Origin of the sequence: Adhaeribacter arboris (assembly GCF_003023845.1) — a bacterium.
Classification (GTDB): Bacteria; Bacteroidota; Bacteroidia; order Cytophagales; family Hymenobacteraceae; genus Adhaeribacter; species Adhaeribacter arboris.
The window spans coordinates 2,952,793-2,976,595 of record NZ_PYFT01000001.1; the positions used below are offsets into that span (position 1 = coordinate 2,952,793).

General features: G+C 40.3%; 26 protein-coding genes. 7 read left to right on the forward strand and 19 right to left on the reverse strand.

Going from position 1 to position 23,803, the window contains the following annotated elements; translation table 11 throughout:
• Nucleotides 1-151 precede the first annotated feature (151 nt).
• The 3 genes from AHMF7605_RS12215 (at nt 152) to AHMF7605_RS12225 (ending at nt 2,799) form a co-directional block, all read left to right on the forward strand.
• On the forward strand, nt 152-712 hold the full coding sequence (locus tag AHMF7605_RS12215) for a hypothetical protein (RefSeq protein ID WP_106929708.1): 561 nt from the start codon (nt 152-154) through the stop codon (nt 710-712).
• A 228-nt stretch (nt 713-940) separates the two neighbouring features.
• Nucleotides 941-1,825: a glycoside hydrolase 5 family protein gene (locus tag AHMF7605_RS12220; RefSeq protein WP_106929710.1), complete on the forward strand. Its 885-nt coding sequence runs from the start codon at nt 941-943 to the stop codon at nt 1,823-1,825.
• 56 nt (nt 1,826-1,881) lie between these two features.
• Complete coding sequence (locus AHMF7605_RS12225) at nt 1,882-2,799, forward strand: glycosyltransferase family 9 protein (RefSeq protein WP_106929712.1); 918 nt, start codon at nt 1,882-1,884, stop codon at nt 2,797-2,799.
• 175 nt (nt 2,800-2,974) lie between these two features.
• On the opposite strand, the gene AHMF7605_RS12230 is transcribed toward AHMF7605_RS12225, so the two are convergent.
• The 7 genes from AHMF7605_RS12230 to radC form a co-directional block, all read right to left on the reverse strand.
• On the reverse strand, nt 2,975-3,727 hold the full coding sequence (locus AHMF7605_RS12230; RefSeq protein ID WP_106929714.1) for a hypothetical protein: 753 nt from the start codon (nt 3,725-3,727) through the stop codon (nt 2,975-2,977).
• A gap of 445 nt (nt 3,728-4,172) precedes the next feature.
• Nucleotides 4,173-5,738, reverse strand: a complete 1,566-nt coding sequence (rny, locus tag AHMF7605_RS12235) for a ribonuclease Y (protein ID WP_106929716.1) — start codon at nt 5,736-5,738, stop codon at nt 4,173-4,175.
• Nucleotides 5,739-5,840: 102 nt separating this feature from the next.
• Complete coding sequence (locus tag AHMF7605_RS12240) at nt 5,841-6,131, reverse strand: cell division protein ZapA (RefSeq protein ID WP_106929718.1); 291 nt, start codon at nt 6,129-6,131, stop codon at nt 5,841-5,843.
• 143 nt (nt 6,132-6,274) lie between these two features.
• Nucleotides 6,275-6,571: a hypothetical protein gene (locus AHMF7605_RS12245; RefSeq protein ID WP_106929720.1), complete on the reverse strand. Its 297-nt coding sequence runs from the start codon at nt 6,569-6,571 to the stop codon at nt 6,275-6,277.
• Between the two features lies 1 nt (nt 6,572).
• Nucleotides 6,573-8,987 carry a phenylalanine--tRNA ligase subunit beta gene (gene pheT / locus AHMF7605_RS12250; protein WP_106929722.1) on the reverse strand — a complete coding sequence of 805 codons (2,415 nt, stop codon included), beginning with the start codon at nt 8,985-8,987 and terminating at the stop codon, nt 6,573-6,575.
• A 122-nt stretch (nt 8,988-9,109) separates the two neighbouring features.
• Nucleotides 9,110-9,727, reverse strand: coding sequence for a DUF1684 domain-containing protein (locus tag AHMF7605_RS12255; RefSeq protein ID WP_106929724.1), 618 nt, complete (start codon nt 9,725-9,727; stop codon nt 9,110-9,112).
• Nucleotides 9,728-10,066: 339 nt separating this feature from the next.
• Entirely contained in the window at nt 10,067-10,789 is a 723-nt protein-coding gene (radC, locus tag AHMF7605_RS12260) for a RadC family protein (protein WP_106929726.1), read from the reverse strand.
• A 131-nt stretch (nt 10,790-10,920) separates the two neighbouring features.
• On the opposite strand from radC, the gene AHMF7605_RS12265 reads away from it, so the two are divergent.
• The 4 genes from AHMF7605_RS12265 (at nt 10,921) to uvsE (ending at nt 15,326) form a co-directional block, all read left to right on the forward strand.
• Entirely contained in the window at nt 10,921-12,171 is a 1,251-nt protein-coding gene (locus AHMF7605_RS12265; protein ID WP_106929728.1) for a metallophosphoesterase, read from the forward strand.
• Between the two features lie 620 nt (nt 12,172-12,791).
• Nucleotides 12,792-13,217: a hypothetical protein gene (locus AHMF7605_RS12270; protein ID WP_106929730.1), complete on the forward strand. Its 426-nt coding sequence runs from the start codon at nt 12,792-12,794 to the stop codon at nt 13,215-13,217.
• 410 nt (nt 13,218-13,627) lie between these two features.
• Entirely contained in the window at nt 13,628-14,299 is a 672-nt protein-coding gene (locus AHMF7605_RS12275; RefSeq protein WP_106929732.1) for a carboxypeptidase-like regulatory domain-containing protein, read from the forward strand.
• A gap of 133 nt (nt 14,300-14,432) precedes the next feature.
• On the forward strand, nt 14,433-15,326 hold the full coding sequence (uvsE, locus tag AHMF7605_RS12280; protein ID WP_106929734.1) for a UV DNA damage repair endonuclease UvsE: 894 nt from the start codon (nt 14,433-14,435) through the stop codon (nt 15,324-15,326).
• A gap of 90 nt (nt 15,327-15,416) precedes the next feature.
• Here uvsE and AHMF7605_RS12285 read toward each other — a convergent pair whose 3' ends face one another.
• The 12 genes from AHMF7605_RS12285 to AHMF7605_RS12345 all read right to left on the reverse strand — a co-directional run bounded on the left by AHMF7605_RS12285 (nt 15,417) and on the right by AHMF7605_RS12345 (nt 23,747).
• Complete coding sequence (locus tag AHMF7605_RS12285; RefSeq protein ID WP_106929736.1) at nt 15,417-16,367, reverse strand: aldo/keto reductase; 951 nt, start codon at nt 16,365-16,367, stop codon at nt 15,417-15,419.
• A gap of 689 nt (nt 16,368-17,056) precedes the next feature.
• Nucleotides 17,057-17,380: a type II toxin-antitoxin system PemK/MazF family toxin gene (locus AHMF7605_RS12290; RefSeq protein ID WP_106929738.1), complete on the reverse strand. Its 324-nt coding sequence runs from the start codon at nt 17,378-17,380 to the stop codon at nt 17,057-17,059.
• The gene (locus AHMF7605_RS12295) at nt 17,371-17,616 is read right to left on the reverse strand and encodes an AbrB/MazE/SpoVT family DNA-binding domain-containing protein (protein ID WP_106929740.1); all 246 of its coding nucleotides are present in this window, start codon (nt 17,614-17,616) and stop codon (nt 17,371-17,373) included. The genes AHMF7605_RS12290 and AHMF7605_RS12295 overlap by 10 nt, the downstream gene beginning before the upstream one ends.
• A gap of 109 nt (nt 17,617-17,725) precedes the next feature.
• Nucleotides 17,726-17,932 carry a hypothetical protein gene (locus AHMF7605_RS12300; protein WP_106929742.1) on the reverse strand — a complete coding sequence of 69 codons (207 nt, stop codon included), beginning with the start codon at nt 17,930-17,932 and terminating at the stop codon, nt 17,726-17,728.
• Between the two features lie 593 nt (nt 17,933-18,525).
• Nucleotides 18,526-19,227 (reverse strand): tetratricopeptide repeat protein, encoded by a 702-nt coding sequence (locus AHMF7605_RS12310; protein ID WP_106929746.1) that lies wholly within the window; start codon nt 19,225-19,227, stop codon nt 18,526-18,528.
• A gap of 110 nt (nt 19,228-19,337) precedes the next feature.
• A complete protein-coding gene (locus AHMF7605_RS12315; RefSeq protein WP_106929748.1) occupies nt 19,338-19,829 on the reverse strand; it encodes a hypothetical protein in 492 nt (163 codons plus the stop codon).
• A 72-nt stretch (nt 19,830-19,901) separates the two neighbouring features.
• A complete protein-coding gene (locus tag AHMF7605_RS12320) occupies nt 19,902-20,543 on the reverse strand; it encodes a hypothetical protein (RefSeq protein WP_106929750.1) in 642 nt (213 codons plus the stop codon).
• 69 nt (nt 20,544-20,612) lie between these two features.
• The gene (locus tag AHMF7605_RS12325) at nt 20,613-21,143 is read right to left on the reverse strand and encodes a hypothetical protein (RefSeq protein WP_106929752.1); all 531 of its coding nucleotides are present in this window, start codon (nt 21,141-21,143) and stop codon (nt 20,613-20,615) included.
• Nucleotides 21,144-21,237: 94 nt separating this feature from the next.
• Nucleotides 21,238-21,666 carry a hypothetical protein gene (locus AHMF7605_RS12330; protein WP_106929754.1) on the reverse strand — a complete coding sequence of 143 codons (429 nt, stop codon included), beginning with the start codon at nt 21,664-21,666 and terminating at the stop codon, nt 21,238-21,240.
• A gap of 94 nt (nt 21,667-21,760) precedes the next feature.
• A complete protein-coding gene (locus AHMF7605_RS12335; protein WP_106929756.1) occupies nt 21,761-22,153 on the reverse strand; it encodes a hypothetical protein in 393 nt (130 codons plus the stop codon).
• A gap of 153 nt (nt 22,154-22,306) precedes the next feature.
• Entirely contained in the window at nt 22,307-23,086 is a 780-nt protein-coding gene (locus tag AHMF7605_RS12340) for a DUF3223 domain-containing protein (protein ID WP_106929758.1), read from the reverse strand.
• Nucleotides 23,087-23,180: 94 nt separating this feature from the next.
• Nucleotides 23,181-23,747 (reverse strand): hypothetical protein, encoded by a 567-nt coding sequence (locus AHMF7605_RS12345; protein ID WP_106929760.1) that lies wholly within the window; start codon nt 23,745-23,747, stop codon nt 23,181-23,183.
• Between the last annotated feature and the right edge of the window lie 56 nt (nt 23,748-23,803).

The following is a 23,803-nucleotide window of genomic DNA, read 5'->3' on the forward strand; positions in this document are numbered from 1 at the left end:
TCGATCGTTAAAAATTTAGTAAATGTAACTGTCTTTAAGCTTAATTTAGTATTTTACTAAAATTAGAATAGTCTTTAAGAGTTTTAAATAACTAGGCGATAACTTAGTTTAAACGTATACTTTACAGCGTAAAACGTACTACTTACTTAGAATGAAAAATACTTTATCTGTTTTTTCTTTGCTCTTGCTTTTTACCGGCCTGTTGGGTTCTTGTCATAACCCACCCAAATTTCCCATTGAGCCAAATATAAGTTTTAAAAAGGTGGTGCCGTACCATTTCACCGAAAACGGTCAGCCAAAAGATTCTGTGGTGGTTATTATCCGGTTTGAAGATGGGGACGGGGATTTAGGATTAACCGATGCCGATAACCAACCACCCTTTAATCCCTCCGGGCCACTTGTTCCTAATGGGCCTGTTGTACCACAGGGAGAGTTTTTTTACAATTACTTTATCAAAATGTTTATTAAGCGAAACGGTCAGTTTGAGGAATTTCAATTTCCGAGCGCGGGAGGTTTAAACGGTCGTTTTTTTCCTTTAGCGCCGGATGGTCGTACCGGGCCTTTGGAAGGTGATTTAAATTATGGCTTTATTATTCGACCGGGCCGGAATTTTGTGGTAGGCGATGTGGTAAAATTTGAAGTGTACATTGTAGATAAGCAACTGCATTCAAGTAATAAAATCACCACCGACGAAGTAACCCTGTTTCAGTAACTTACTTTCCTCTGTAAAAACAAAATGCCACTCTACTAGGGGGTGGCATTTTGTTTTATAATCCATTACGGATTTTTCAAGAGATTTTAAAAACGTTAGGCAGAATACCTTTGGTGGTAAAATTAACTTGCATCCCGAAAAAGTAAATTATATTTGCCGCCGCACCGAACCGACCGGCCTTAACCCCGTACAGGGTATCCGGTAACTAAATAGACCTACTTGTACTTTATGATTGAAGCAGTTAAATTCTGGAACGAACCAAACAATAAATCACACTGGGATCCTTTGCTCGACCCCGAATGGCGCATTTACGGCGAAATGGTTAAATTAGCCGCTGCCGCCGTTAAAGCCGAAAAGCCCGCTATTTTACGGGTTTTAGGTGGTATCTCTCCCATCGACCCGTTTTTTATTCAACGATTAATAAATTACGGCACCTTAGAAAATTTAAATGCCGTAGCGGTGCACGGCTTCCCGCTGGACTGGAACCTTTGGCAAATTCATGAATGGCCAGCTAAAATTGCCGAAATTGAAGCTGTTACGCATTTACCCGTGTGGGTTACCGAAGTGGGAATTTCTAGTTTTGGCGCCGAAGAAGTGCAAGAGTTTGGGCTACGTCGTACTGCTGAATTGTTGTTAGGCCGGGTAGACCGGGCGCATTGGTATAGCCTGTACGATTTACCGCGCAACTGGGAGGCTACTACCCGCCACCGCGAAGCCGAAGGTTCGTCTTATTACCGTCATTTCCATATGGGTTTGCTGCGGGAAGATGGCTCGCCGAAGCTCGCTTTAAAGCACTTCTCCGATTTTACCCCGGAATTTGGTATTTGTCAATGGTTTCATTTTGAGGACCACCGCCTGGATGATGCTATTAACTGGCTGCGGAAGTTAGGAGTAAAACGTTTGCGAACCGGCTTAAGCTGGGCCGACTGGTTAAGACCCAACGCCGAAGTATGGTTTGATCATGTCATGAAAAAGCTGGATGAATTCGATTTAACGGTAACTTTTTGCTTTACACCGGAATCGAAGGGAATTCAGCCACACCATACCAGCCCACCGCAAAACATAGAAGAATTCGCCGATTTTTGCGTTACGATGATGCGCCGTTATGCTTAAAAAGCCAATTTTCACCTTAACGGGTAAATGGTTAAATTTTTTAATTAAATAACGGAATGAGTCAAGAAGTTCAGGAAGCCCTTACCGACTTGTGGATGTATCACATGCGCCACGGGGCGTTTGAAGAAGCCTGGAAAAAAAGTGATAAAGACCTGAAAGCCCGGGTCGGCCAACCCTGCTGGCATTGGCCCCGGCATTTTCAATATATTTGGGACGGTACTCCGCTCGCCGGCAAACGGGTGCTCGTAAGGTGCTACCATGGTTTAGGCGATACCATTCAGTTTATCCGGTACGTGCCATTATTAAAGGAAATGGCCAAAGAAGTAATGGTGTGGGCTCAGGCACCTTTGATACCGCTTTTAGAAACGGTACCGGGCATTAACCAACTTTTACCCTTACACGATGGTACCCCCGAAGTTGCTTACGAAGTAGATGTAGAAATCATGGAACTGCCGCATGTTTTCCGAACTACCCTAGCTACCATTCCTGCTCAATCTCCCTATTTGCACGTAGACTCCATTCACCTTTCTCCCAATAACGGACTAACCAAAGTGGGACTCGTTTGGAAAGCAGGCGATTGGGATGAACGCCGATCCATTCCGTTTTCCTATTTGGCGCCTTTAGCTGAGTTAAGTGGTATTCAACTGTATATCCTGCAGGCCGATGCCCCTGCCAATGGCTGGGATGGCAAATCGGGTATTTATCCGGGCAATTTTAATCTTTCGGACTATGCTCGTTTGGTAAAAGGCTTAGACTTAATGATTACCGTTGATTCTATGCCGGCGCATTTGGCGGGAGCTTTAGGTATACCGGTTTGGACGTTGCTGCACCTCGAAGCTGATTGGCGCTGGATGGTTAACCGAAACGACAGTCCCTGGTACCCTACCATGCGGCTCTTCCGGCAAACGGAGGCCAGCGATTGGACAGGTGTTATCCAGCGAGTGGCGAACGAGTTAAAGAAAATTAGTAAATAAACATTTCTTAGTGAGCTGCCAATTAAAGAAGCTACCATTATTTTAAAGCAGCTTTAGGCTGATAAACTGTTGCTAACTGCACGAATAAAGCAAGCTGCTCTCGCCGAGGAACAATAGATATAGGCTTTTTATCCCAGCATTGCGGATTTTAGTTTACTTCACTCTCTCTATTAAACTACCTACTGGAATTTCGGCCCCAAATGTTAATTACCAAACCTAAGCTAAACACCGAATAACCCGCTGTTAAAGCTTTCCGGTTTTTCAGACCAAAATTACCCCCACTGGTATATTGCAACTGTACTGCCGGGCTAAAGGCCAAACGGGTGTAAAAAATGGGTTCTACAAATATATTATCTTCGGTTGGCTTTATTTCACCGTTGCGTACGTGGCGGTACATATCTATGTAACTCATGCGCAAAGCAGTACCATAATTAAGCGGAAAACTATTCCCGAATAGGCGCAAATCTTTTTTCTTTTTAGAAGTAAAGTTTACCTGCAGAAAGTATTTGTCGTAGTTACCCGATATCCGATTGTAAGTAGTTATTTCTTCGGCACCGGTTTGTTTTTCGGTGCGGTCGCTACTACCCCGGCCAATACCGGCATACGCTTCCAGCACCCTGTTTTTATCTGTACCAAAGCTGGTAAAATAACCTCCGCCTACTTCAAACAAGTTATGCCGGAAATCTTCTTTCTTGCGGTGGTTATTTAGCCGGGAACCGTTCATCATGACGCCAAAGTGATTTGAAACCGCGTAGGCGCCATTAATACTAAAATTTCCTTTAAGGGTCGCGTGCCCTCCCGCGCTAATTTCGCCCTTTTGGGTAAACATGGGAGTGTTGGGTACATTAGGCATATACACCGAGGAACATCCTGATAATAACCAGGCACAACCCACTAAAATGCTCAAAAATCGATAAGTATTTCTCATAGCGGCAGACGATTTAACGGTTCTATCACGCTGCTAACTTGCAACTAAAATCGCAACCGGCCTCTATCCTAAGGTTCCTATTTATACAATTTTTATACAACCGTTATCCACCTATTTACAAACATTTAATTTTCAAAATATTCAGGAGTTTAGTCCATAGACTACCGTTATAATGTATTACCTGCAAGTCTGTTACAGGCTAAACAAACCGGTATTTTCTACTAAACTGCATATTTGAATTTTGCCGCTTTTACTAATTATCTCTTCCAGCAAACAACTGGTGCTAGTTAAGTACAGCAGGTTTCTGGATATGTTAACCAGTTAACAATTGGCTATCCAGGCAGATAGTCCGAGCAGAAGAAACTTTACCAACACTAACTTTCTACAATAAAAAAGCCCTGCTCTCGAAGAAAAAAGCAGGGCTTCACTAAAATTTAAATCTAACTTATTTCGCGTAGCTCACGGAACGCATTTCCCGGATAACCGTAATTTTTATTTGGCCGGGGTACTGCATTTCTTTTTCTATTTTTTGCGAAATATCAAATGATAGTTGCTGAGCGCGTTCGTCGGTTACATTATCGGCATCTACCATTACGCGGAGTTCGCGACCCGCCTGGATGGCGTAGCATTGGTTTACGCCTTCAAAACTTACGGCGGTTTCTTCCAATTCTTTTAAACGCTTGATATACGATTCCATTATTTCGCGGCGGGCACCCGGGCGTGAACCCGAAATGGCGTCGCAGGCTTGCACAATTGGCGAAATCATGGCGGTCATTTCCATTTCATCGTGGTGGGCACCAATGGCATTTACTACATCCGGATGTTCTTTGTATTTTTTAGCCAGCTCCATCCCTAAAATAGCGTGCGGCAATTCAGGCTCATCGGGGGTTACTTTACCAATATCGTGGAGCAAGCCGGCGCGTTTAGCGTGTTTTACGTTTAAGCCCAATTCCGCGGCCATAGTGGCGCACAGGTTGGCTACTTCGCGAGAGTGCTGCAGTAAGTTTTGCCCGTACGATGACCGGAAGCGCATACGGCCAACCATTTTAATTAACTCCGGATGCAAACCGTGAATACCTAAATCAATAATAGTCCGCTCCCCAATCTCTACAATTTCTTCTTCAATGTTTTTCTTGGTTTTCGCTACTACTTCCTCAATCCGGGCCGGGTGAATACGCCCATCGGAAACTAAACGGTGCAACGATAAACGGGCAATTTCGCGGCGAACCGGGTCAAAACCGGAGATAATAATGGCTTCCGGAGTATCATCCACGATAATCTCCACCCCGGTAGCGGCTTCCAAAGCCCGGATGTTCCGACCTTCCCGGCCAATAATTTTACCTTTTACGTCGTCGGATTCAATGTTAAAAACGGATACGCAGTTTTCAATGGCGTGCTCGGCGGCTGTCCGCTGAATGGTTTCCAGAACCACTTTTTTCGCATCTTTCGAAGCAGTAAGCTTGGCTTGGGCTACTACATCTTTCACGTAAGATGAGGCCTGAATTTGAGCTTCATTTTTCAGAGTTTCCACGAGTTGCTCGCGGGCTTCGGCGGCGGATAAGTTGGCAATATGTTCCAGTTGCCCGATAATTGACTGGTGTTCTTTTTCTACTTCTTCTTTGCGTTTTTTTAGACCTTCGGCTTGAACCGCTAGTTGCTCTTTTAAAATATTTAATTCGTTCTCCTTGCGTTTTATCTGCTCGAGCTGCGTATTTACCTGTTGTTCCCGTTGTTTAACTTTAGCTTCGTTTTGAATAATTATTTGTTTCTTTTTGTTTGAATCTTCTTCAAATTCGGCTTTCAGGCTGAGGAATTTTTCTTTGGCTTCGTGAATACGATTTTTTTTGATGCTTTCGGCATCCAATTCAGCTTCTTTAATAATGAGCTTGGCCTTTTCGCGGGCAGCATCCTGGTGTTTCTTAAACACCTGGTTTAATAACACCCGGCCAATGTAAACGCCCACGCCGAGCGCCACCAAAGCCGTGATGATAATATAAAGAGTAGTAGACATAACTATAATTTTTAGGGTTTATTAAAAAATTATAGCAATAGGCCGCCATTAACAGGGTAACAACCGGTAAATAAACAAGAAAAGGACAAGTGGCAAAACTCGCTAATCTAATTTAAGAGAGGCTAAAAGCTTGTTTAAATGAGTAAGTTTATCGACCAGGGTGCTTTCATTCTCCGCTTTACTTTGCGCCGAATGTATTTTATCGGCCAAGGTTTCCAGAGCAACCATGGCCAATAAGTCTTGTTTATCCGCAGTACCGAATTGTTCCCGAAACGCTTTCAGGCGCTCGTTGAGCATTCGGCCCGCGGCCCGTAGTCTTTCTTCTTCTTCCTCATTTACCCGCATTGGATAATCGCGATCCGCTATTCTTATTTTTATAGACAATTCACTCATTCCGTTGCGTTTTACTGGTTGTTTTTGGGTTGCCTGTTCTTTTCGCCCGTCAGTCAGGGCAAAGTGTTTGGTTTAAAACTGAATGCTTACTTTCTTTATATTCAACAACAAACAATTTATTTATTCCGGTTAAACAACCAGGTTTAATCTCTTAGATAAGCTAAGCACTTATCAATCTCTCTAATATACTCGTTTATTTTAAGTTTTAATTCTGTCGACTGGGCAGGCTCTGCTGCTATTGTATTTACAATTTTAGAAATATTATCTTTATTTTGAAAATTTTTTATTTCTTCGTCTTTTGTATCAATTACTGTCTGTAAGTTATGAATAATATAACGGGCCTGGTCCAAACTTTCCCGCACGGAATGATAACTAGCGATTAACTGCGTTATTCGCTGTTCTAAAAGCGCTATCTGTTCTAACTCCTGACCAGTACTCATACTATTTTCGAATTACAGCTCCTAATTGTCGTTCAAATTGTTGCATTAACCGGTTCATGGTACTGTCAATTACTTTATCAGTCAGGGTTTGCTGTTTGTCCTGCAAGATAAAGCTCATGGCATAGGCCTTTTTACCGGCCTCAATTTTATCGCCTTCGTACACATCAAATACATTTAATTGCTGCAGCAATTTGCGCTCAGTGCGCCAGGCAATGGTTTTAATCTGCTCAAAGGTAATATTCTTATCAATTACCAGCGATAAGTCGCGGCGTACTTCCGGGAATTTGGCTAATTCTTCGGCTACCAAATTATTCGAATAATTCCGGATCAAATAATCCCAGTTTAACTCGGCATACCATACTGGTTCCTTTACATCCAGCTTCTTCGTAATAGATTCGTTTAACAATCCCATCTGCACCATCGGCACCTCATTCCGGTAATAAGTTACTCCATTTTTAATATAACGATGCTCTACCGGTTGTACGTTCATTTGGTCGCGGGTAAGTTTTGTGAATAGATTTTGCACCACCCCAGCCAATTGGTGAAAAGTTGCTTTTTGCGAGGCTTGCTGCCAGGTTTCGGCGGTGGCGTTGCCCGTCACAAATAACGCTAGTTGCGTTTTTTCCTGATATTTATCTCCCGCTTTAACATACACTTTACCTAACTCATAAAATTTTAAATCTTTCTGCCGGCGGTTCATGTTGTGCCGCAAAACTTCTAATCCCGAAAACACTAAAGTCTGGCGCAGCACATCCAAATCGGCGCTGTTATAGTTCACAATGCGCACCAAAGAGGCATCCGGCTCTCCGCCAGCAACTTCGTAGTAATTTGAATTGGTAAGCGAATTGGTAATAATCTCGGAATAACCAGCGCCGGCCAGCATCTGACCCATGCTTTGTTTAATTACTTCCGGGTCAGGCTTCGGGAATTTAGCCAAGTAGCTCGTAGCCAAGTTAGGTGAAAGTGCGATATTGTTATACCCGTAAATCCGGAGAATTTCTTCTACAATATCGGCCTCGCGCTGCACATCTACTTTAAAAGGCGGCACCGAAAGCGCCAGTTCTGTTTCTGATTCTTCGGTAATACTAATGCCTAGATCCGTTAAAATTTCTTTGATGCGTTCCTGACCAATAGGCTGACCGATTAATTGGTTTATCCGGGCAATACTTACTTTTACCGTAAACGGCTGCACTGGCTGCGGATAAACATCTACTATTTCGGAACTTACCTCTCCGCCGGCTATTTCCTGCACCAAAAGCGCGGCGCGTTTCAAAGCCAGAATTACCCTATCCGGGTCGGTACCGCGTTCGAACCGGAACGATGAATCCGTTTTAATGCCGTGAATTTGCGAGGATTTACGGATAGAGGCCGGCTGAAAATAAGCAGCTTCTAAAAAGATGGTAGTAGTTTCAGAGGTAACGCCCGAATTTTTGCCGCCAAACACTCCGGCTATTACCATAGGTTCTTCGGCGTTGCAAATCATCAGGTCGGTAGAGCGCAAGGTGCGTTCCACGCCGTCCAGAGTAACAAACTTGGTTCCTTCTTTGGCTTTCTGCACAATAATTTTATCACCCGTAATTTTATCGGCATCGAAAGCGTGCATGGGTTGCCCGAGTTCGTGCAACACGAAATTAGTAATATCTACCACATTGTTAATCGGTGATAAACCAATAGCTCGCAGCCGGTGCTTTAGCCATTCTGGTGATTCGGCAACTTTTACCCCCGAAATAGTTAAACCCGCGTAACGCGGACAAGCTTCCGAATCTAACACTTCCACCGAAATATGGCGGCTGGTAGTGTTAATTTGAAAGCTATCTACATTGGGTAAAGTATAAGGTACTCGTAAAAGCGCTTGTACGTCACGGGCTACCCCCAGGTGAGAAGCGGCATCGGCCCGATTAGGAGTTAAGCCAATTTCAAATATCTCATCGGATTGCAAATTAAAATACTGGGCAGCCGGAGTACCGTTCGGTAAATCGGTGTCCAGCACCATAATACCGGCGTGCGACTCTCCCAAACCAATTTCATCTTCGGCGCAAATCATTCCTTCGGAAGCCGCGCCTCTGATTTTAGATTTTTTAATCTGGAAAGGTTCGCCGGTGAAAGGGTATAAAGTTGCTCCTTCGGTGGCTACCACCACTTTTTGACCCACCGCCACGTTAGGCGCGCCACACACAATTTGCTTGGGAGTTTCACCTCCAACATCAACCGTAGTCAGGCGTAGTTTGTCGGCATCCGGGTGCTTTTCGCAGGTTAATACTTCGCCGATTACAATGCCTTGCAGACCGCCTTTTACCCGTTCGTACGGGTAAAGTCCTTCTACTTCCAGGCCCGCACCCGTAAGTAAGGCTGCCACTTCAGCAGCCGGTTTATTTATTTGAATTAATTCTTGTAGCCAGTCGTATGAAATCAGCATGTAAATTTAGTCGCTAGTCAATAGTCCACGGTCGATAGTTGATAAGCTATGGTTTGTGAACCGCGAACTATTGACCGTATTAAAAAACAAATTTAGATAATTTAGAATTATTACCGGTTAATTTATTTTTTGGCATAACTCTTTTCGCCGGCCCGTACCGCGATAGGCAACCGGTTTTCGGCGGGAGGAATAGGACAACTATAATTGTAATTAAACACGCAGAAGGGATTATAAGCTTTATTGAAATCTAAAGTAATTATAGATTCGCCGGGAGCCGGCTTGGGAATATCCATAAAACGGCCACCTTCGTAGGTTTCGGAGCCATTCGTTCTATCCGTAAAAGGCACAAAAAAAGTAGAATCTTCTGCATTTGCCTTCAAAAATAAGGTAAGTCCTACCCGTTGCCCATCGAGGTTAAAGTGAGCCTTGGCAAATCGTAAATACGCTTCGGAGTTGCCGGTAGTCATGGGAATTTTAATCGTATCCGGTTTAGGCAATGGCTCATAATCGGCATCGACCTGAAATTTACGATCGGCGGGAAAGTAATTCAAACTATCAAAAGTAACTCTTTCGGCTTCTTCTAAAGGGGAAGACGAGCTTTTAAAACTTTGATTTTTTTCTATGCGTCCTTTTTTAATACTCGCCAGGTACGCGTCGTCGCTGAATACAGCCTCTTTGAGAAAATAACCAATAATAATAACCAGGCCAAGCAAAACTATCAGGCGGAGCGGTTTGGACATAGCAATACAATTTAGAAGAATACAAATATAACCAGAATCTGGTAAACCCGTCTGCCCTGAAGGGCATCTTCCCTAAAACAGGGGAGAAGATGCGGCCTTAGCTGCGTAGCTAATTTATGATGTACGCTGAATATAATGTCTCTGAATAAGTATTCAGGGATTGCGGCAAGCTTGGCTGAAAGACAGATTTACACCAGTACACTTGTTAAAATTCAAAAAATTAAACTAGCAGAAACAAAAAAGACGCAAATTATTGCGTCTTCCGGATAGAAGTTTATCCACTTCTACAACCTTTTACCCTTTCAACTTTCCAACCTGCAACTTGTAACCTGCAACCAACTACAAAAGTCCTTCGTCGGCAAAGCTGTAGTACGATTGGTCGGCAAAAATAAGGTGGTCGAGAATGGGTAAATCGAGCAAAGCGCCGGCTTCTTTTACTTTTTTAGTTAAAGCTATATCGGCGGCGCTGGGCTTTAAATTCCCGGAGGGATGATTATGGACCAGAATAATGGCGCTAGCCAAATGCTCGATGGCGTGTTTAAATATAATTTTGGGATCGGCTACCGTACCGGCTACTCCGCCCATACTTACCGGTATTTTTTTCATAATCACGTTCGCCCGGTTTAATAAAATAATCCAGAACTCTTCGTGGGGCAAATCCAGCAGGTGTGGCTTCATGTAATTATAAATATCGGTAGAGCAAGTGATAGTGGTACGGGCAGCGGCAGCGGTTTCTTTCCGTCGGCGCCCTAATTCCAGGGCACTTACAATACTAATAGCTTTGGCTTCGCCGATGCCTTTATGCCTCATTAAATCCTTTACCGACAATTTGGCCAGTTCATTCAGGTCGTTACTGACAGCTGCTAAAATTAATTTGGCTACATCTACCGCGGTGAGCTTCGGCGTGCCCGAACCAATTAAAATTCCAATTAATTCCGCATCGCTTAAGGCAGCTTTGCCTTTTAGAAGTAGTTTTTCGCGGGGACGGTCTTCTTCGGCCCAGCTTTTGATGGCGAGTGATGGAACTTGACCGTAGTGGTTAAGAGTGTCTGTGATTGTCATAAATATTTTTGCAAGAGAAACCTTATTTAGGCAAAAACAGTGCTTTTTTAGAGTAATTAGAAGCTAAAAACTCAACTTTTCGGGCTATTCTTGGTTAAATCATACACTTACATTTATTATTTCCTTACACGATGCAACGTTTCTTATTTATAGCTACTGCCATTTTATTAGTATTTGTCGTCGACTGGTACGTGTTTCAGGCCATCCGGACAGTAACGCAACATGCTTCTATTCGCACCCAAAAAATAATTTATATCATTTACTGGGCCTTATTTTTAATTACGTCGGGTACTATTCTTTTATTTAGTCTTACCCGCGGCACCCCTCCTACTCCTTTTCGCACTTACCTAGTTAGTACCGTTTTTATTTTATTTGCCAGTAAGTTAGCCGTGATTTTATTTCTGCTGGTAGATGATGCCATGCGGTTGTTGAAATTTATTGTGTTTTATTTATTTAAAGGTCCGGAAACCACTACTTCCGAAGTAGATAAAATTACGCGTAGTGAGTTTTTAAACAAATTAGCTTTAATTGCCGGCGCCATTCCGCTTACTGCTTTTATTTACGGCATGGTACGGGGCGCTTACCAATACCAGGTAAAGCGGGTAACGCTGCGTTTCCCTAATTTACCCAGCGCTTTTTCCGGTTATAAAATTTTACAGATTTCGGATTTACATACGGGTAGTTTTAATTCGACGCATCCTCTGGAGAAAGCAGTGGCGTTAATTAATAAACAAAATGCCGATTTAATTTTCTTTACCGGAGATCTCGTAAACAACGTAGCAACTGAGGTAGTACCCCATATTCCTACACTGCAAAAGATTAAATCTAAAGATGGAATTTTCTCCATTTTTGGCAACCACGATTATGGCGATTATGTCAGTTGGGAAAGCCGGGAAGCAAAAAGCCAAAATCTTCAAACTCTGGCTAAGCACCACGCCGAAATTGGCTGGCGCTTGCTCCTGAACGAGAACGTAGCCATCCGTAAAGATGGGCAGCACATTTCGGTACTCGGCGTTGAAAACTGGAGCACCCGCATGAATTTTCCGCGGTACGGGAACCTGGCGAAAGCTTATACGGGTACGGAGCAATCACCTTTTAAAGTTTTACTGTCGCATGACCCATCGCACTGGGATGGGGAGGTAAATCAAAAATACCCCGACATTGATTTGATGTTAGCGGGTCACACGCACGGCATGCAGTTTGGTATAAATGTTTCAGGCATTAAATGGAGCCCGGTACAGTACGTATATAAACAATGGGCCGGTCTGTATAAACAAGGCATGCAACACCTTTACGTAAACACCGGGCTAGGATTTTTAGGCTATCCGGGGCGGGTAGGGTTTTTACCTGAAATAACCGTATTTGAACTACAGAAAGCCTAAACACAACTTACAATCAGACTTGAATAGAATTTGCAATGGAATGCACAAAAAATTTAAAGGTGCAACTCAAAACTTTTTCTTAGCTCGACTTTGGTTGAATTTATTTAAATGTATTCCAACTAAGGATAGGTTAAACTTAGACGTGTTATCTAATTAGCTCTTCATTTCCATCAGTAGTCCCTCCAAAATAGATTTTATGGTAAGTCTTATGAATAAAGTAAATAGTAAGTCTCCTATTCTTATTTCTAATTTCTGATTTTTTAAATTTGGATAAGAACTAGGTAAGCTCTTTTATTTTTTAACTCAACGGGCAAAAAGCCTCCCCGATAAAGTTATATTTAATAATTTTACTAAAAGGGCTGATTTCTATTCTGTGGCTTGGGTAAAAAGATAAATCAAGCAAAATTAATCGTTGGGTAACCAGCCATATTCATTGCCATTATTTTAAGTAAAACATTCTTTATTTGTGAATTTAGCAGGACAATTGTCCGTATAAATACTTAAAATTGCGAATTTTATTGTAATATTTCTTACCTGCCAAAATAAATTGCGTAAGAAGCCTAGAATCAAAACAAAGAGTTACTTCTAAATTCAAACACTAAACTTAAAAATCAAAAACTATGAAAAAGGCAATGTTGCTGTTATGTTGCGCAGGCGCGTTAACATTTTCTTCATGCAGCCAGAATAAATCAACGGAAAGTACGGATACTTCCGGAACTGGTACCGGTTCAGAAAGTGGGATGAGCAGTGATTCCAGTATGGGTGCTGGCTCCGATATGGGAGCTTCTACTTCCGGTGATGCCGGAACTACCGCTGGCGGCACTACCGACGGTACTACTACCGCTGGAACTACTGGCGGAACCACATCGGGCGGTACAACAGCTGGTGAATCTACCAGCGGTACTACCAGTGGCACAACTGCCGGCACTACAACCGGTACAACTGGAACGGATGGGGGTACTGGCGGCACAACTGCTGGTAGTGGAACAACTGCTGGTGGCTCTACCGCCGGAGGCTCTACTGGTGGAACAACCGGTTCTTACTAATTTAATACGTTTTTTTAAACTAGAAAGGCTTGTACTCCCGGAGTACAAGCCTTTTTGTTTTTAACCTATATCTTCTCCTTACTTGATTTCAATTAAATTTCTAACACACAAATCAAGAATTTAGGTAGGCACCCACCAAGAAAATATTAAACTTTTGTAAACGGCATGCAACCAAAGGCAAAAAGAAAATAATGAGAATAATTAGAATAATATTTTTAAAGTCTTTAAACCAAATCTGCATTTAGGCATCGAAGTATAACGCACGGCAAAGGCTTAAACTCTGCTCTGAACCTGGAAAGTGCTTTTGCTTTTATAGCGATAAAAAAGGATATTTAGAAAATTTTAAATTAGAGAGTTACTTTATCATTCTTTTTTGCATCTGGTAGGTAATTAGCTATATTTTGCTTTGTATGCAGCGTCAGTTTTTATTTTTTTTGGTTTTTCTGGTTTTAGGCTTATTTGTTACCGGCCGCGCGTGCGCTCAACAAAGCACCAATATTCAAGTGAATGGTACGGTAGTAGCCGCTACTACTAAAAAACCACTGGCTAATATCACGGTTATCAGTAAGCGGCTATGGCGCGGAACCATTACGAACGAGTTGGGCCAGTTCCGGATTACGACGCTGCCCGGCGATACCCTTTATTTCCGGTCGGTGGGTTACATAACCAAAATGTACCCCATTACTAGCAGCACCCCCGACGAAACTACTATTACAATTAACCTGGAAGAAGGCAATGTAATGCTGCAGGAAATTGAAGTAACCATTGGTCCGGATTATGAAAAGGTAAACCGTTACTTACGCAACCAAAAGAAAAAACCCGAGCCACGGGCAGTAGTTAAACCGGCGCCTCCCAAACCGCTTTACGAAGAAAAAGTGTTCACGCCTCCGCCGGCTTCCATTGCCAATCCCATCAGTTTTATTTACGACCAGCTCTCGAAAGAAGGCCGGGACCGGCGTAAACTACAGGCCATACTGGACGAAAAAGCAGCAGTTGAAAAAGGAAAACGCGACCGAGCGGCTCAGCAAAAATACGACAGCCTTTTTCTGGATCACAACCAAGGTTATAAACATCCTGAATAATCCGGCCAGATTATACCCATCTTTACAGAGTTTACCCAGCATTATTTACGTAAGCTAAATTAGAAATTTTAACCAAAACTCGGATCGTGCGTTTGTTAAACCACTAAACTTTCTTATTTAAATAAAACACCTTATGAAAATTGGGTATCCGTGCATTAACAATGGAATGGACTGTACGCCGGCCACTACCTTCCGGCTGGCTTCTTATTCCGAAGAACGCCTTATTTCCACTACCGCCAATAATTTTGCCTGTTTAAAAAAAATCCTGGAATATAATGTAAAGCATAATCTGCTTTTTCTGCGGATGAGCTCCGATATGGTGCCTTTTGCCTCGCACCCGGTAAATACCTATAATTGGCAAACTCACTTTCAGGGTACTTTAAGAGCTTTGGGTCGTTACATAAAAGCGCACCAAATGCGGATTTCCATGCACCCCGATCAGTTTGTGGTGATCAACTCGCCGAATACTACTACTTTAAACAATAGTTTTGCCGAATTAGAATACCAGTGTGCCATTATGGATATAATGGAGCTCGACGAAACGGCAAAGTTGCAAATTCATGGGGGCGGCGTATACGGCGACAAACCAGCCGCTATAAAACGTTTTGTAGAAAATTATTTTTTACTGTCCGAAAATGTCCGTAAACGTTTGGTAATTGAAAACGACGACCGCTCGTACAGCTTAAGCGATTGCCTGGAAATTCACGAGCAAACCGGTATTCCCATTTTATTCGATAACTTTCACCACGAATGCCTGAATAACGGCGAAACCATGACGGAGGCTCTGCACCTGGCCGCCGCTACCTGGCAGGAAAAAGATGGCATAATGATGATGGATTATTCCTCGCAGTCGCCGGGGGAGCGCAAAGGCAAACATACCGCCAGCATCGTAGAAGATCTTTTCCGCGATTTTATTCAACAACTCGACGGGCTGGATGTAGATATTATGCTGGAAATAAAAGACAAAGAATTAAGCGCGTTAAAGGCCGTTGAGATTTTAGAAGAAATGGGAGTGATAAAAGTTTAAATATTGGCAGGAAGAAAAATACACCCGTTACTCTGCCAGCAATTTAATTGGAAAACTACTCGGGAACAACCGGTGTATTTTGATTTTTATTTACTCCGCACTGGCTTTATCCAGTAAATCAATAGCTTCTCTATCTAACGGCACATTGGCTGCTTGTATTAACGATTGTAGCTGATCCGGACGGGTGGCACTAGCAATGGGAGCCGTAATACTGGGCCGGGCAATGAGCCAGGCAATGGCAATACGGGCCTGGTCCGTGGCATATTGTTTCGCTAATTTATCCAGCACACTTAAAATCCGGAAACCCCGATCGTTGAGGTATTTTTTATTCCCCTGCCCTCTTTTACTTTTAGCTAAATCGGCTTCGGAGCGGTATTTACCGGTTAAAAAGCCGCTGGCCAGCGAAAAATAATTAATTATGCCTATATTATTTTCCCGGCAGAGCGGCTCCAGTTCTTTTTCAAAATTAGCCCGGCTGTACAAATTATATTCCGGTTGCAGGCTGTCGTACCGCGGCAAGTTATTTTGTTTACTTACTTGCAAAGCTTCGGCCAGCCGCTCGGCACTATAGTTGGAAGCGCCAATAGCCCGTATTTTACCTTCTTTTATGAGTTCGCCGTAGGTCTCCAGAGTTTCTTCTAAGGGAGTAGCCGGATCGTCGTAATGCGATTGGTACAGGTCGATGTAGTCGGTTTGCAATCGTTGCAGCGACTCTTCTACCGACTGCCGGATGTGCGCTTTGGAAAGGCCCTTTTTACCCGGACTCATCTCCCCTCCTACTTTCGTTGCAATCACTACTTTATCTCTTTTGCCCGATTGTTTCAGCCAGTTGCCGATAATAGTTTCGGATTCGCCGCCCTGGTTGCCTGGTACCCAGTTGGAGTACACATCGGCCGTATCAATCAAGTTAAAACCAGCTTCGGTAAAGGCATCCAATAAAGTAAAAGAAGTGGCCTGGTCAATGGTCCAGCCAAACACGTTGCCGCCAAAGGCCAAAGGTGCTACTGTTAGCCCGGAGTTTCCTATTTTTCTTTTTTCCATAAGTTCTGCTTTAAAAGTGGCTTTTGTTTACGCAGAAAACAAGCTGGAGGTATAGAAATCAAGCCTCAATCAAAATCGGAGCGATTTACAGAAGATTTTACCAAAAAGGGTTTGCGGGCAGCCATTTTATTAAAAAATGGCAGAAATAATGAGTAACCAAAGAATATTGGGGCGCTAAATGGTAATAAAATAATTGATAACAGAAGAATTTACCAAACTTTGAAGTTATATAACCAATTTCTCAAAAGGAAAGGAACCTATGGCGCTAATACATATATGAAAATTCTTAATAAGTAATACCCAATAGTATGAGTTACCTTCCATCAGGTTGATTTAAAAAATTGCGCCAACCCGCCGGGTTTTATTTCCTGCGTTATGGCCGCTCCTTGAAGCGACTGGGTATAAATGGACAAAACGAAATATACTTGTTTGTAACAAATTAAAAGGTAAAAACTCCCCGTATAAGTTTAGCAGGGACAGTTGATTTTTAAACACGCATTATATAGTTTAGTTTGTCCTCGTACTTAGGTCCATCTTCTATAAATAAGCCATAACGGTTTCGCGGCATGTGAAGTTGCCAATGGATTAAAACTGTGTGTTTTCGGCAACTGCGAAGCAAGTTATGAAAAAACCTGTAACGGCTTAACGCTCGCCGGCAATTTCATATACGTGTGTTAACGGGCGTTTGCCTAATCTACATAGGTTTCTTTAATAACTTCTTTGACTTTTACAATTTCTTTTTCATTCAAGCTATTGAAGACTTTTATAATACTTTGTCTATCCACAGTTCTTATTTGATCCAAAGCAATTTGACCTTTTGTATTATTATGCAAAACTTCAACTCTTGTAGGATGTGATTTGTCACTGCTCGTCATCGGTGCGACAACGATAGTCTGTAAATATTTATTCATTTCGTTTGGCGAAATTATAGCGCATGGTCGAGTCTTCTTGATTTCGCTTCCAACAGTTGGATCGAGATTTACCAATACGATTTGATATTGCTTTAATTCCATTCATCCAGATTTTCGTCTTCAAAAACATCATTAATAAGCAAGTTGTCATCACCATTTTCATGCATTTTTTTGAAAGCCTTTTCCCAACCGTTTCTCGGTTCTGATTTGGGTTTTAAAATGATATAACCTTTTTCCAAGATAAGTTCAACCTTATCGGTTATATTATATTTTTCAAGTAATGTTTTTGACAAACGAATGCCTTTTGAATTACCAATTGGAATGACAGAAATATCCATAGTTCAATATTATTTAGTAATCACAAAGTGATTACTTTTTTTTGAAAGAGCCAAATTTTTAGGAGAAAGTTTATTTAAACGCCCATAACGTATGTGGCTAAGAAGTGCTTTAGTGCTTTTTAGGTGTGGTTGGAGGTAGTTGTTTTTTATTCTTTTCAGTTTCTGTATCTTCCGCTATACTTAAGAGCGTATACTTATCATAAGCCATGACATCAAACACTTTTGAATATCCCGTTTTCAACCACTTTTTATAGATTATCTTACCATTTACGTATAGGTAAAACTCATCTCCAATAATTTCTTTTTTTAAAGTCATTTTGAATTTCAATTGCTGCCAGCGTTTCGACGCTTAAACAAGTAGCTGAGTTCGGAGATAGTTTTCTCTGCATAATAGAAACTAAGTTATGGAAATTGGAGGTTCAATTTACTGTAAATGAGCCATTTTTTTAGTGGCTGTTGGCGATAGTTGATTTTAGTAAACTATTTTATTGATATAGAAAAGGAATTCTAATCCACAAAACAACGAAAAAATCAAATAGATTAAAAACAAGTAGAAAAAAGGATATTTCTTGAAAACACCTTTTAAAATATTTTTAAACAATAAAAAAACTATAGCTGAAAACAGCAACGCTAGAAAACCTTGTTCAGAAAACCATTCAGCAATAAACTGAATATACGCTTTATGGGAATAGTTTTCAATCAGTTGTTCTGAGCTAGGTGATAATGGTCTTATTGATAGAAAATAGATTATGTAACCAAACAAAAGATTAACTGGCCAGAATAAAAATTTCAAAATTGTAGCCATACCTTTTATGCTAGTTCTTCAGATTCAATTACCGCCAACGGTCGGGCTATGGTGCGTTTTAATGCGCTCTAGGTTTTGTTGGCGAGAATTATTTTTTATAATCCTTAATGAATCCCAAATTCTTTTCTAAACTTTTCAGGTATATCTGTATGCTTTTGGGCAGCAAGTACCATGTATTTTTTAGCTTTACCTTTATTGTTTTGTTCGTAATATACAAGTCCTACCATTAAAGCTGCATCACCAGAAGCCATAAGAGTAGAATCACGTTGTTCTTCCTTTTGGTAAATTTCAAGGGCTTTAAGTGAATTTGCAAGTGCCTTATCTAGTTGGTCCAATTTTAAATATGCCTCAGCAGTCCCAGAATAGGGTACAGGGTCATTCTTATAATATCTACCAAGTTCCTTAAATTCTTGTATGGCTTCATTGTACCTTTCTTGGCGGGTATATAAAGCCCCAAGGTTTGCCCGTGAAATCCAAGCGGAAGGATTGTGGTTTAGAGCTTGCCTTAAATAGAATTCTATTGAGTCTGCTTGATTATTATAAGAATAAACCTCAGCAACTTTTTCATAGGAGTCAATAAATCCAGAATCAGTAGCTATTGCTTTCTTATAAAGTCTGATTGCTTTAGAATAATCCTTTTCTTCAAATTGTGCTTTCCGACCAAGTAAGTGAAACCTTTCTGCTTCGGAAGCTAATTTTTTGCTTTTCACTTCTTCGTCCTTACCTTCCTTGCTGTTGTCATATTGCCCACAATTAGTTAACAGAAGAATCAGACTTAGAAATAATAGAGAAAGGTGTTTTGTCATAATTGATTTTATAATAGTGTAATTACCGCCAACGGGCCGTGGCTAAACGACGGACGAGGCCATCGGCCGATGGATGACGTTTAGGCGTTGTTAGCCAAAGTTGTTTATTTTTAATTTATACTATTGCAGGGCTGAATACTTCTTTTATACTTAATCGTGTCTTGTTTTGGGATAAAAGCATAATTCAAACCCTCACCAGTCCATTTTACTATATTTTTTTGCTTATTCATGTACTTCATTGAGAAAGTAACTGCTTGGGATGTATCAAAAGGTAAAACAGTTTTAAAATTAAAGCTATCACCTTGAAGAACGATATTCCTGATAGCATACCATTGGCTCTCTGTTCCGAAATTACATAACAAAGCATCTTGGCCGTCAATTTCAGTTAAATCAACTGCGAATAATTCTCTGTTATTCTTACAAGGAATTGAATAAACAAAATTGTCTTTGTTATCAGTTATTTCAATCCATTGTTTTGGTATATCTAGCTTAGAAAATGAAATTTCTTTTAACATAGAGCCAATCTTTTCTTTTTTACTCGTTTCTGATGAGCACCCAAAAAGAAAAGCTAAAGAAAAAATACAAATTGCTTTGTTTATCATTTTACAATTATGGCTAATGGGCCGCGGCTAATAAGCGTTTTAATGCTTTTTAGTCTGTGTTATGCCCAGGTATTAATCTCCTGTTGTTACAGATTCAAATTTATTACTCTTCCAATAATAGGTTACAGCCGCTGTTTCAAAGAAACTCACTTGTATTCCGGGGCATTTTAATTTAATCGGCTTTGGGTTGTCATTTTCAAAGTCGATGTAAAACAATGGTCCTTTAGGTACCAATTCTATTCCGAACTGCAATGGTTGTTCAGATTCTCCTAAATCATGTAATTTTATAACCGATAATTTTCCTTGTTTAGATTGCAAAACCCAAACAGCATATTGTTTATTGTTTTTATTTTGAAGTAAAAAAGCATAATCAGATTTACTATCACAATTAAAGTCACCTGAAAGATAGTTTACTAAAACACTGTCATCTTTATACTCTTTGAACCAAAAATTCTCCCATTGAATTGGCTCTGGTAGTTCCCAGTCGGGTAAGCTTTCTCTTAATTCTTGGAAAACGGATCCACTGATATACTTTGTATAAACCTTATTATCATAGCTTTTAATAGTGTCAACAAGATTGAGTTTAGGTTCAACTATTTCAAATTTTGAAGTATTAGTTGAAAGAGAAGCTCTTTTAACTTTGGGCTTAACCTTTCCTTCCCCACAAGCCAATAAACCTATTGCAAGAATAAAAATTAATAGAAGTTTTCTCATTTATATAATTAGGCATAACGTTCTTGGCTAAGACACGCCTTGGTGTGCTTTAGGTGTGGTTAGTGGAAGTTATTTTTTCACAAATACCATTGTGTCATCATAGCATTCATAAGCATATGAAGGTTTGGTCCGACATTCAAAAATGATTGAATCTCCAACTATCTTTCCTTTGAACATCTGCCTATAATTGCTTCCTCCTAATTTAGGATTACCTTCAATTCTATTAAAGTTATTTAAATTAAAAGGTTTCTGATAATAGGTCTTTTCGACGAAGCTGAAAGAGATAGTATTTTGTTCAACCATTAAACTGTCCAACGATTCGCTAAAGTAAAAAAGACCATGCTCCTCTGCTGGGTATGGTCCGAACATGTTAGCCCCTACTTTACCATTTGTGCATTTGAACACTATTGTAAATGCTAAACTATCTGGGTCACGAGGTTCTCCTTTATACTGATAAACTTTCTTATCCCAATCTCCACAATTTAACGCTGTAACGGATTTAGCATCCATTTTAATTAAGCTTTGGCTTTTTGTTTCTGTTTTATTACATGAAAGCATTAATAAACAAAATGGAAACAGGAGAGCCTTATTCTTTGACATTCTTTTTTAACTTTTATTACCACTAACGAACGGGTATATGCCAAGCCCTAATCAGAGCAAGGGTTTGGTATATATTGTGTTAGTGATTGATATTTTATCTTATTTTATTAAATTTTTCGGAAAATCTTTCTTTCCATTCTTCCGCATTTAGCCACTCTATACTTTTTATATGGGGGCTTAATCGAAGTATATCATCAATTATTTGAATTAACCCCTTGTACTCTGATTCGTCATTCTTACCTAAAATCTTTTCAATTTTATTCAAGGTAGATGTTATGGATAATGCAAACCTTTTTTCAAGAATATCGACAGCTTTAATTATTAAATCGAATTCAAAACCATTAAACTTGGAGCGAAACACAAAACCCCAATCTATGAATGATTCTAAACTTACGACTAATCCCCTTGTTGCAATCTCATTTGCTATGTTTTGGCCTAATAATTCTTCCTGTTCTATATAACCATTCTTCTCAATTATTTCGGGGTACTTACTGCATTGAAAGGTTACATAATTTTTTACCATCTTAATTGATATTAACCACTAACGTCTCTGCTAAACGACGGGTGAGGCCGTCGGCCGAAGGCTGAAGTTTAGGTTTTGTTGCCAGAAGTGTTTTTTACTTTATCTGTTTGCTTATCCACCTGTCACTCGGTCCTTCTCCCTCGTAATAGACCATATTTGCGTTTCCAAATACTAGAAGTGTTCCAGAGCCGTGACCAATGATTTCGCTAAGGGCAAGCTCAATATTCAACCTTCTTGCATCGATTTCTCTGTTTTCTGAAATAACGTAGCAGTCAGTTGGATTCCTAAGTTTCTTTAGTTTCTCTTCTAGTACTTTCCACACATTACCTTTAATTTCTTCAAAGTCCTTAAGTTGAGAAGTAAAGTGAGATAATTCGTCTATGAATTTACTCCTAGTTTTTTCCGCCTGGATAAATGTTAGATACCTTTCTTGCTTTTTATTTATAATAAATCGCTTGATAACTTTTTCTTCTAGTTCTAGGTCCATTTCTGTTTAACATTACTGGCAACGGTTTGGCTAAAAGTAGTGCCGGAATTAATAGCACTTCCCTGTCCTGCCAGTACTAATGTAATAAATTGCCGAACTTTTGCCTACGCACAAACCTCCGGCGTTACTTTTAGCCTTTGTTAGTTGATGTTTTTATTTAATAATCAAGTCTTTTGAAGTCCTTTTTATTCTCGCCATACCAGTACGGCTAGAATTGCATTCCTTTCTAACTATACGTAAACTAGCTTTTTCGGTATGATATTTCCTAAACTCATTTGTCCAAGATTCGTCCTTGAAAACAATATGATTTTGGTCGTTTGATGTATACTCAATAGACTCTAAGTCAATTCTATTTACTTCTTTAAATCGGTCAACAATGATAGAGAAGGTATTTGGTTGTCTGTGGTCGACTACTAACTCGGTCCATTTTGAAAGTAAGCCCGTTTCTTGACATTTCACCTGCCCTTTAATTGAATGGTTGTCAAAATGAATTTGCTTTACAGACCTAATATCACTATGAATTGCGTTTCTACAAGCGATGCTAAACAGTTTTTCAGGACTGTGTTGAGTATTGTTAATTATCATTAAGTAAGAAATGTAACAGCTTGTCTTGTCATTATATACGATTTCAAAACATTTAGTATTGAACTGCACACGAGCCACTCTAATTTCTTCGATTGACAAGCCTTCATCGGCTGATTCTTCAGTTGACGCTTCGTTACTTTCAATTTCTTCGTTACCATCATCTCCAGTTGATTCAAGTTCAGCTAGGTAATTGAAATGCTCATAGTCCAAAAGGTCAATTAAGTCGTTAAAATCTGCATCATTCAGTGATTGTCCAAAGTCATATGAGTTCAAAATAGTCCTGTAGTGAGCAACAGCGTCTTTTTTGAATTTATATTCTTTCTCTCCGATTTTGAAGGGTTTTCGCATTGGTCAGGTTTTTTAAAATATCAACTAACGTCTTGTGCATAAGACGTGCAAGGCTGGCAGCCGCAGCATGGTTTATGCGCTTGGTTAGGCACCGTTATTTCTTTTTCATGGAATATTTAAAGTATTGATGAAAAGCAGTATCGTATTGCAATCCTCTTTTATCCTCAAATTGGCAAAGAGTAGCAACAGCCCAAGTTTTTGTAGCAACATTTTTCAATTTTAGAGAATTGTTTAGATGAAATATGTATTCTGCCGTATCTTTAGGAGAGGTGTCCACTTTAAAAGCCTTATCCCACCCAAAATCTTCAGATTGTCTTACAGTATCAAGATAGAAGGTTTTTTTATACTTAAGTTCTTCTTGGTTAGATAAACGCTTAAAAATAGAGTCATCAAGCCAAAACTTGAAGTTTATAGTTTTAAAGACAGCTATTGTATCATCAATAAAACCTCTTTTTTCAATTCCTTGGCCTATACTTGCTTGCACCATCGGTTGATGGACAGGATAGTGAATGGATTTGGAGATGTTCAAATATTCTTTTCCGTTGATTGTAACTATAGGAAGGAGTTTTCTTTCAATAGGAGGTTTGTCTTCTATTCTTGTGGGAGAATTGCATGACATTACCAAAAATGTAAACCAGGCAATCAAAGAAAAATTTTTCATGATATTTATGTTGCCTAACTATCAGATATACGGAACTGTTCCGGTTATCGGCAATA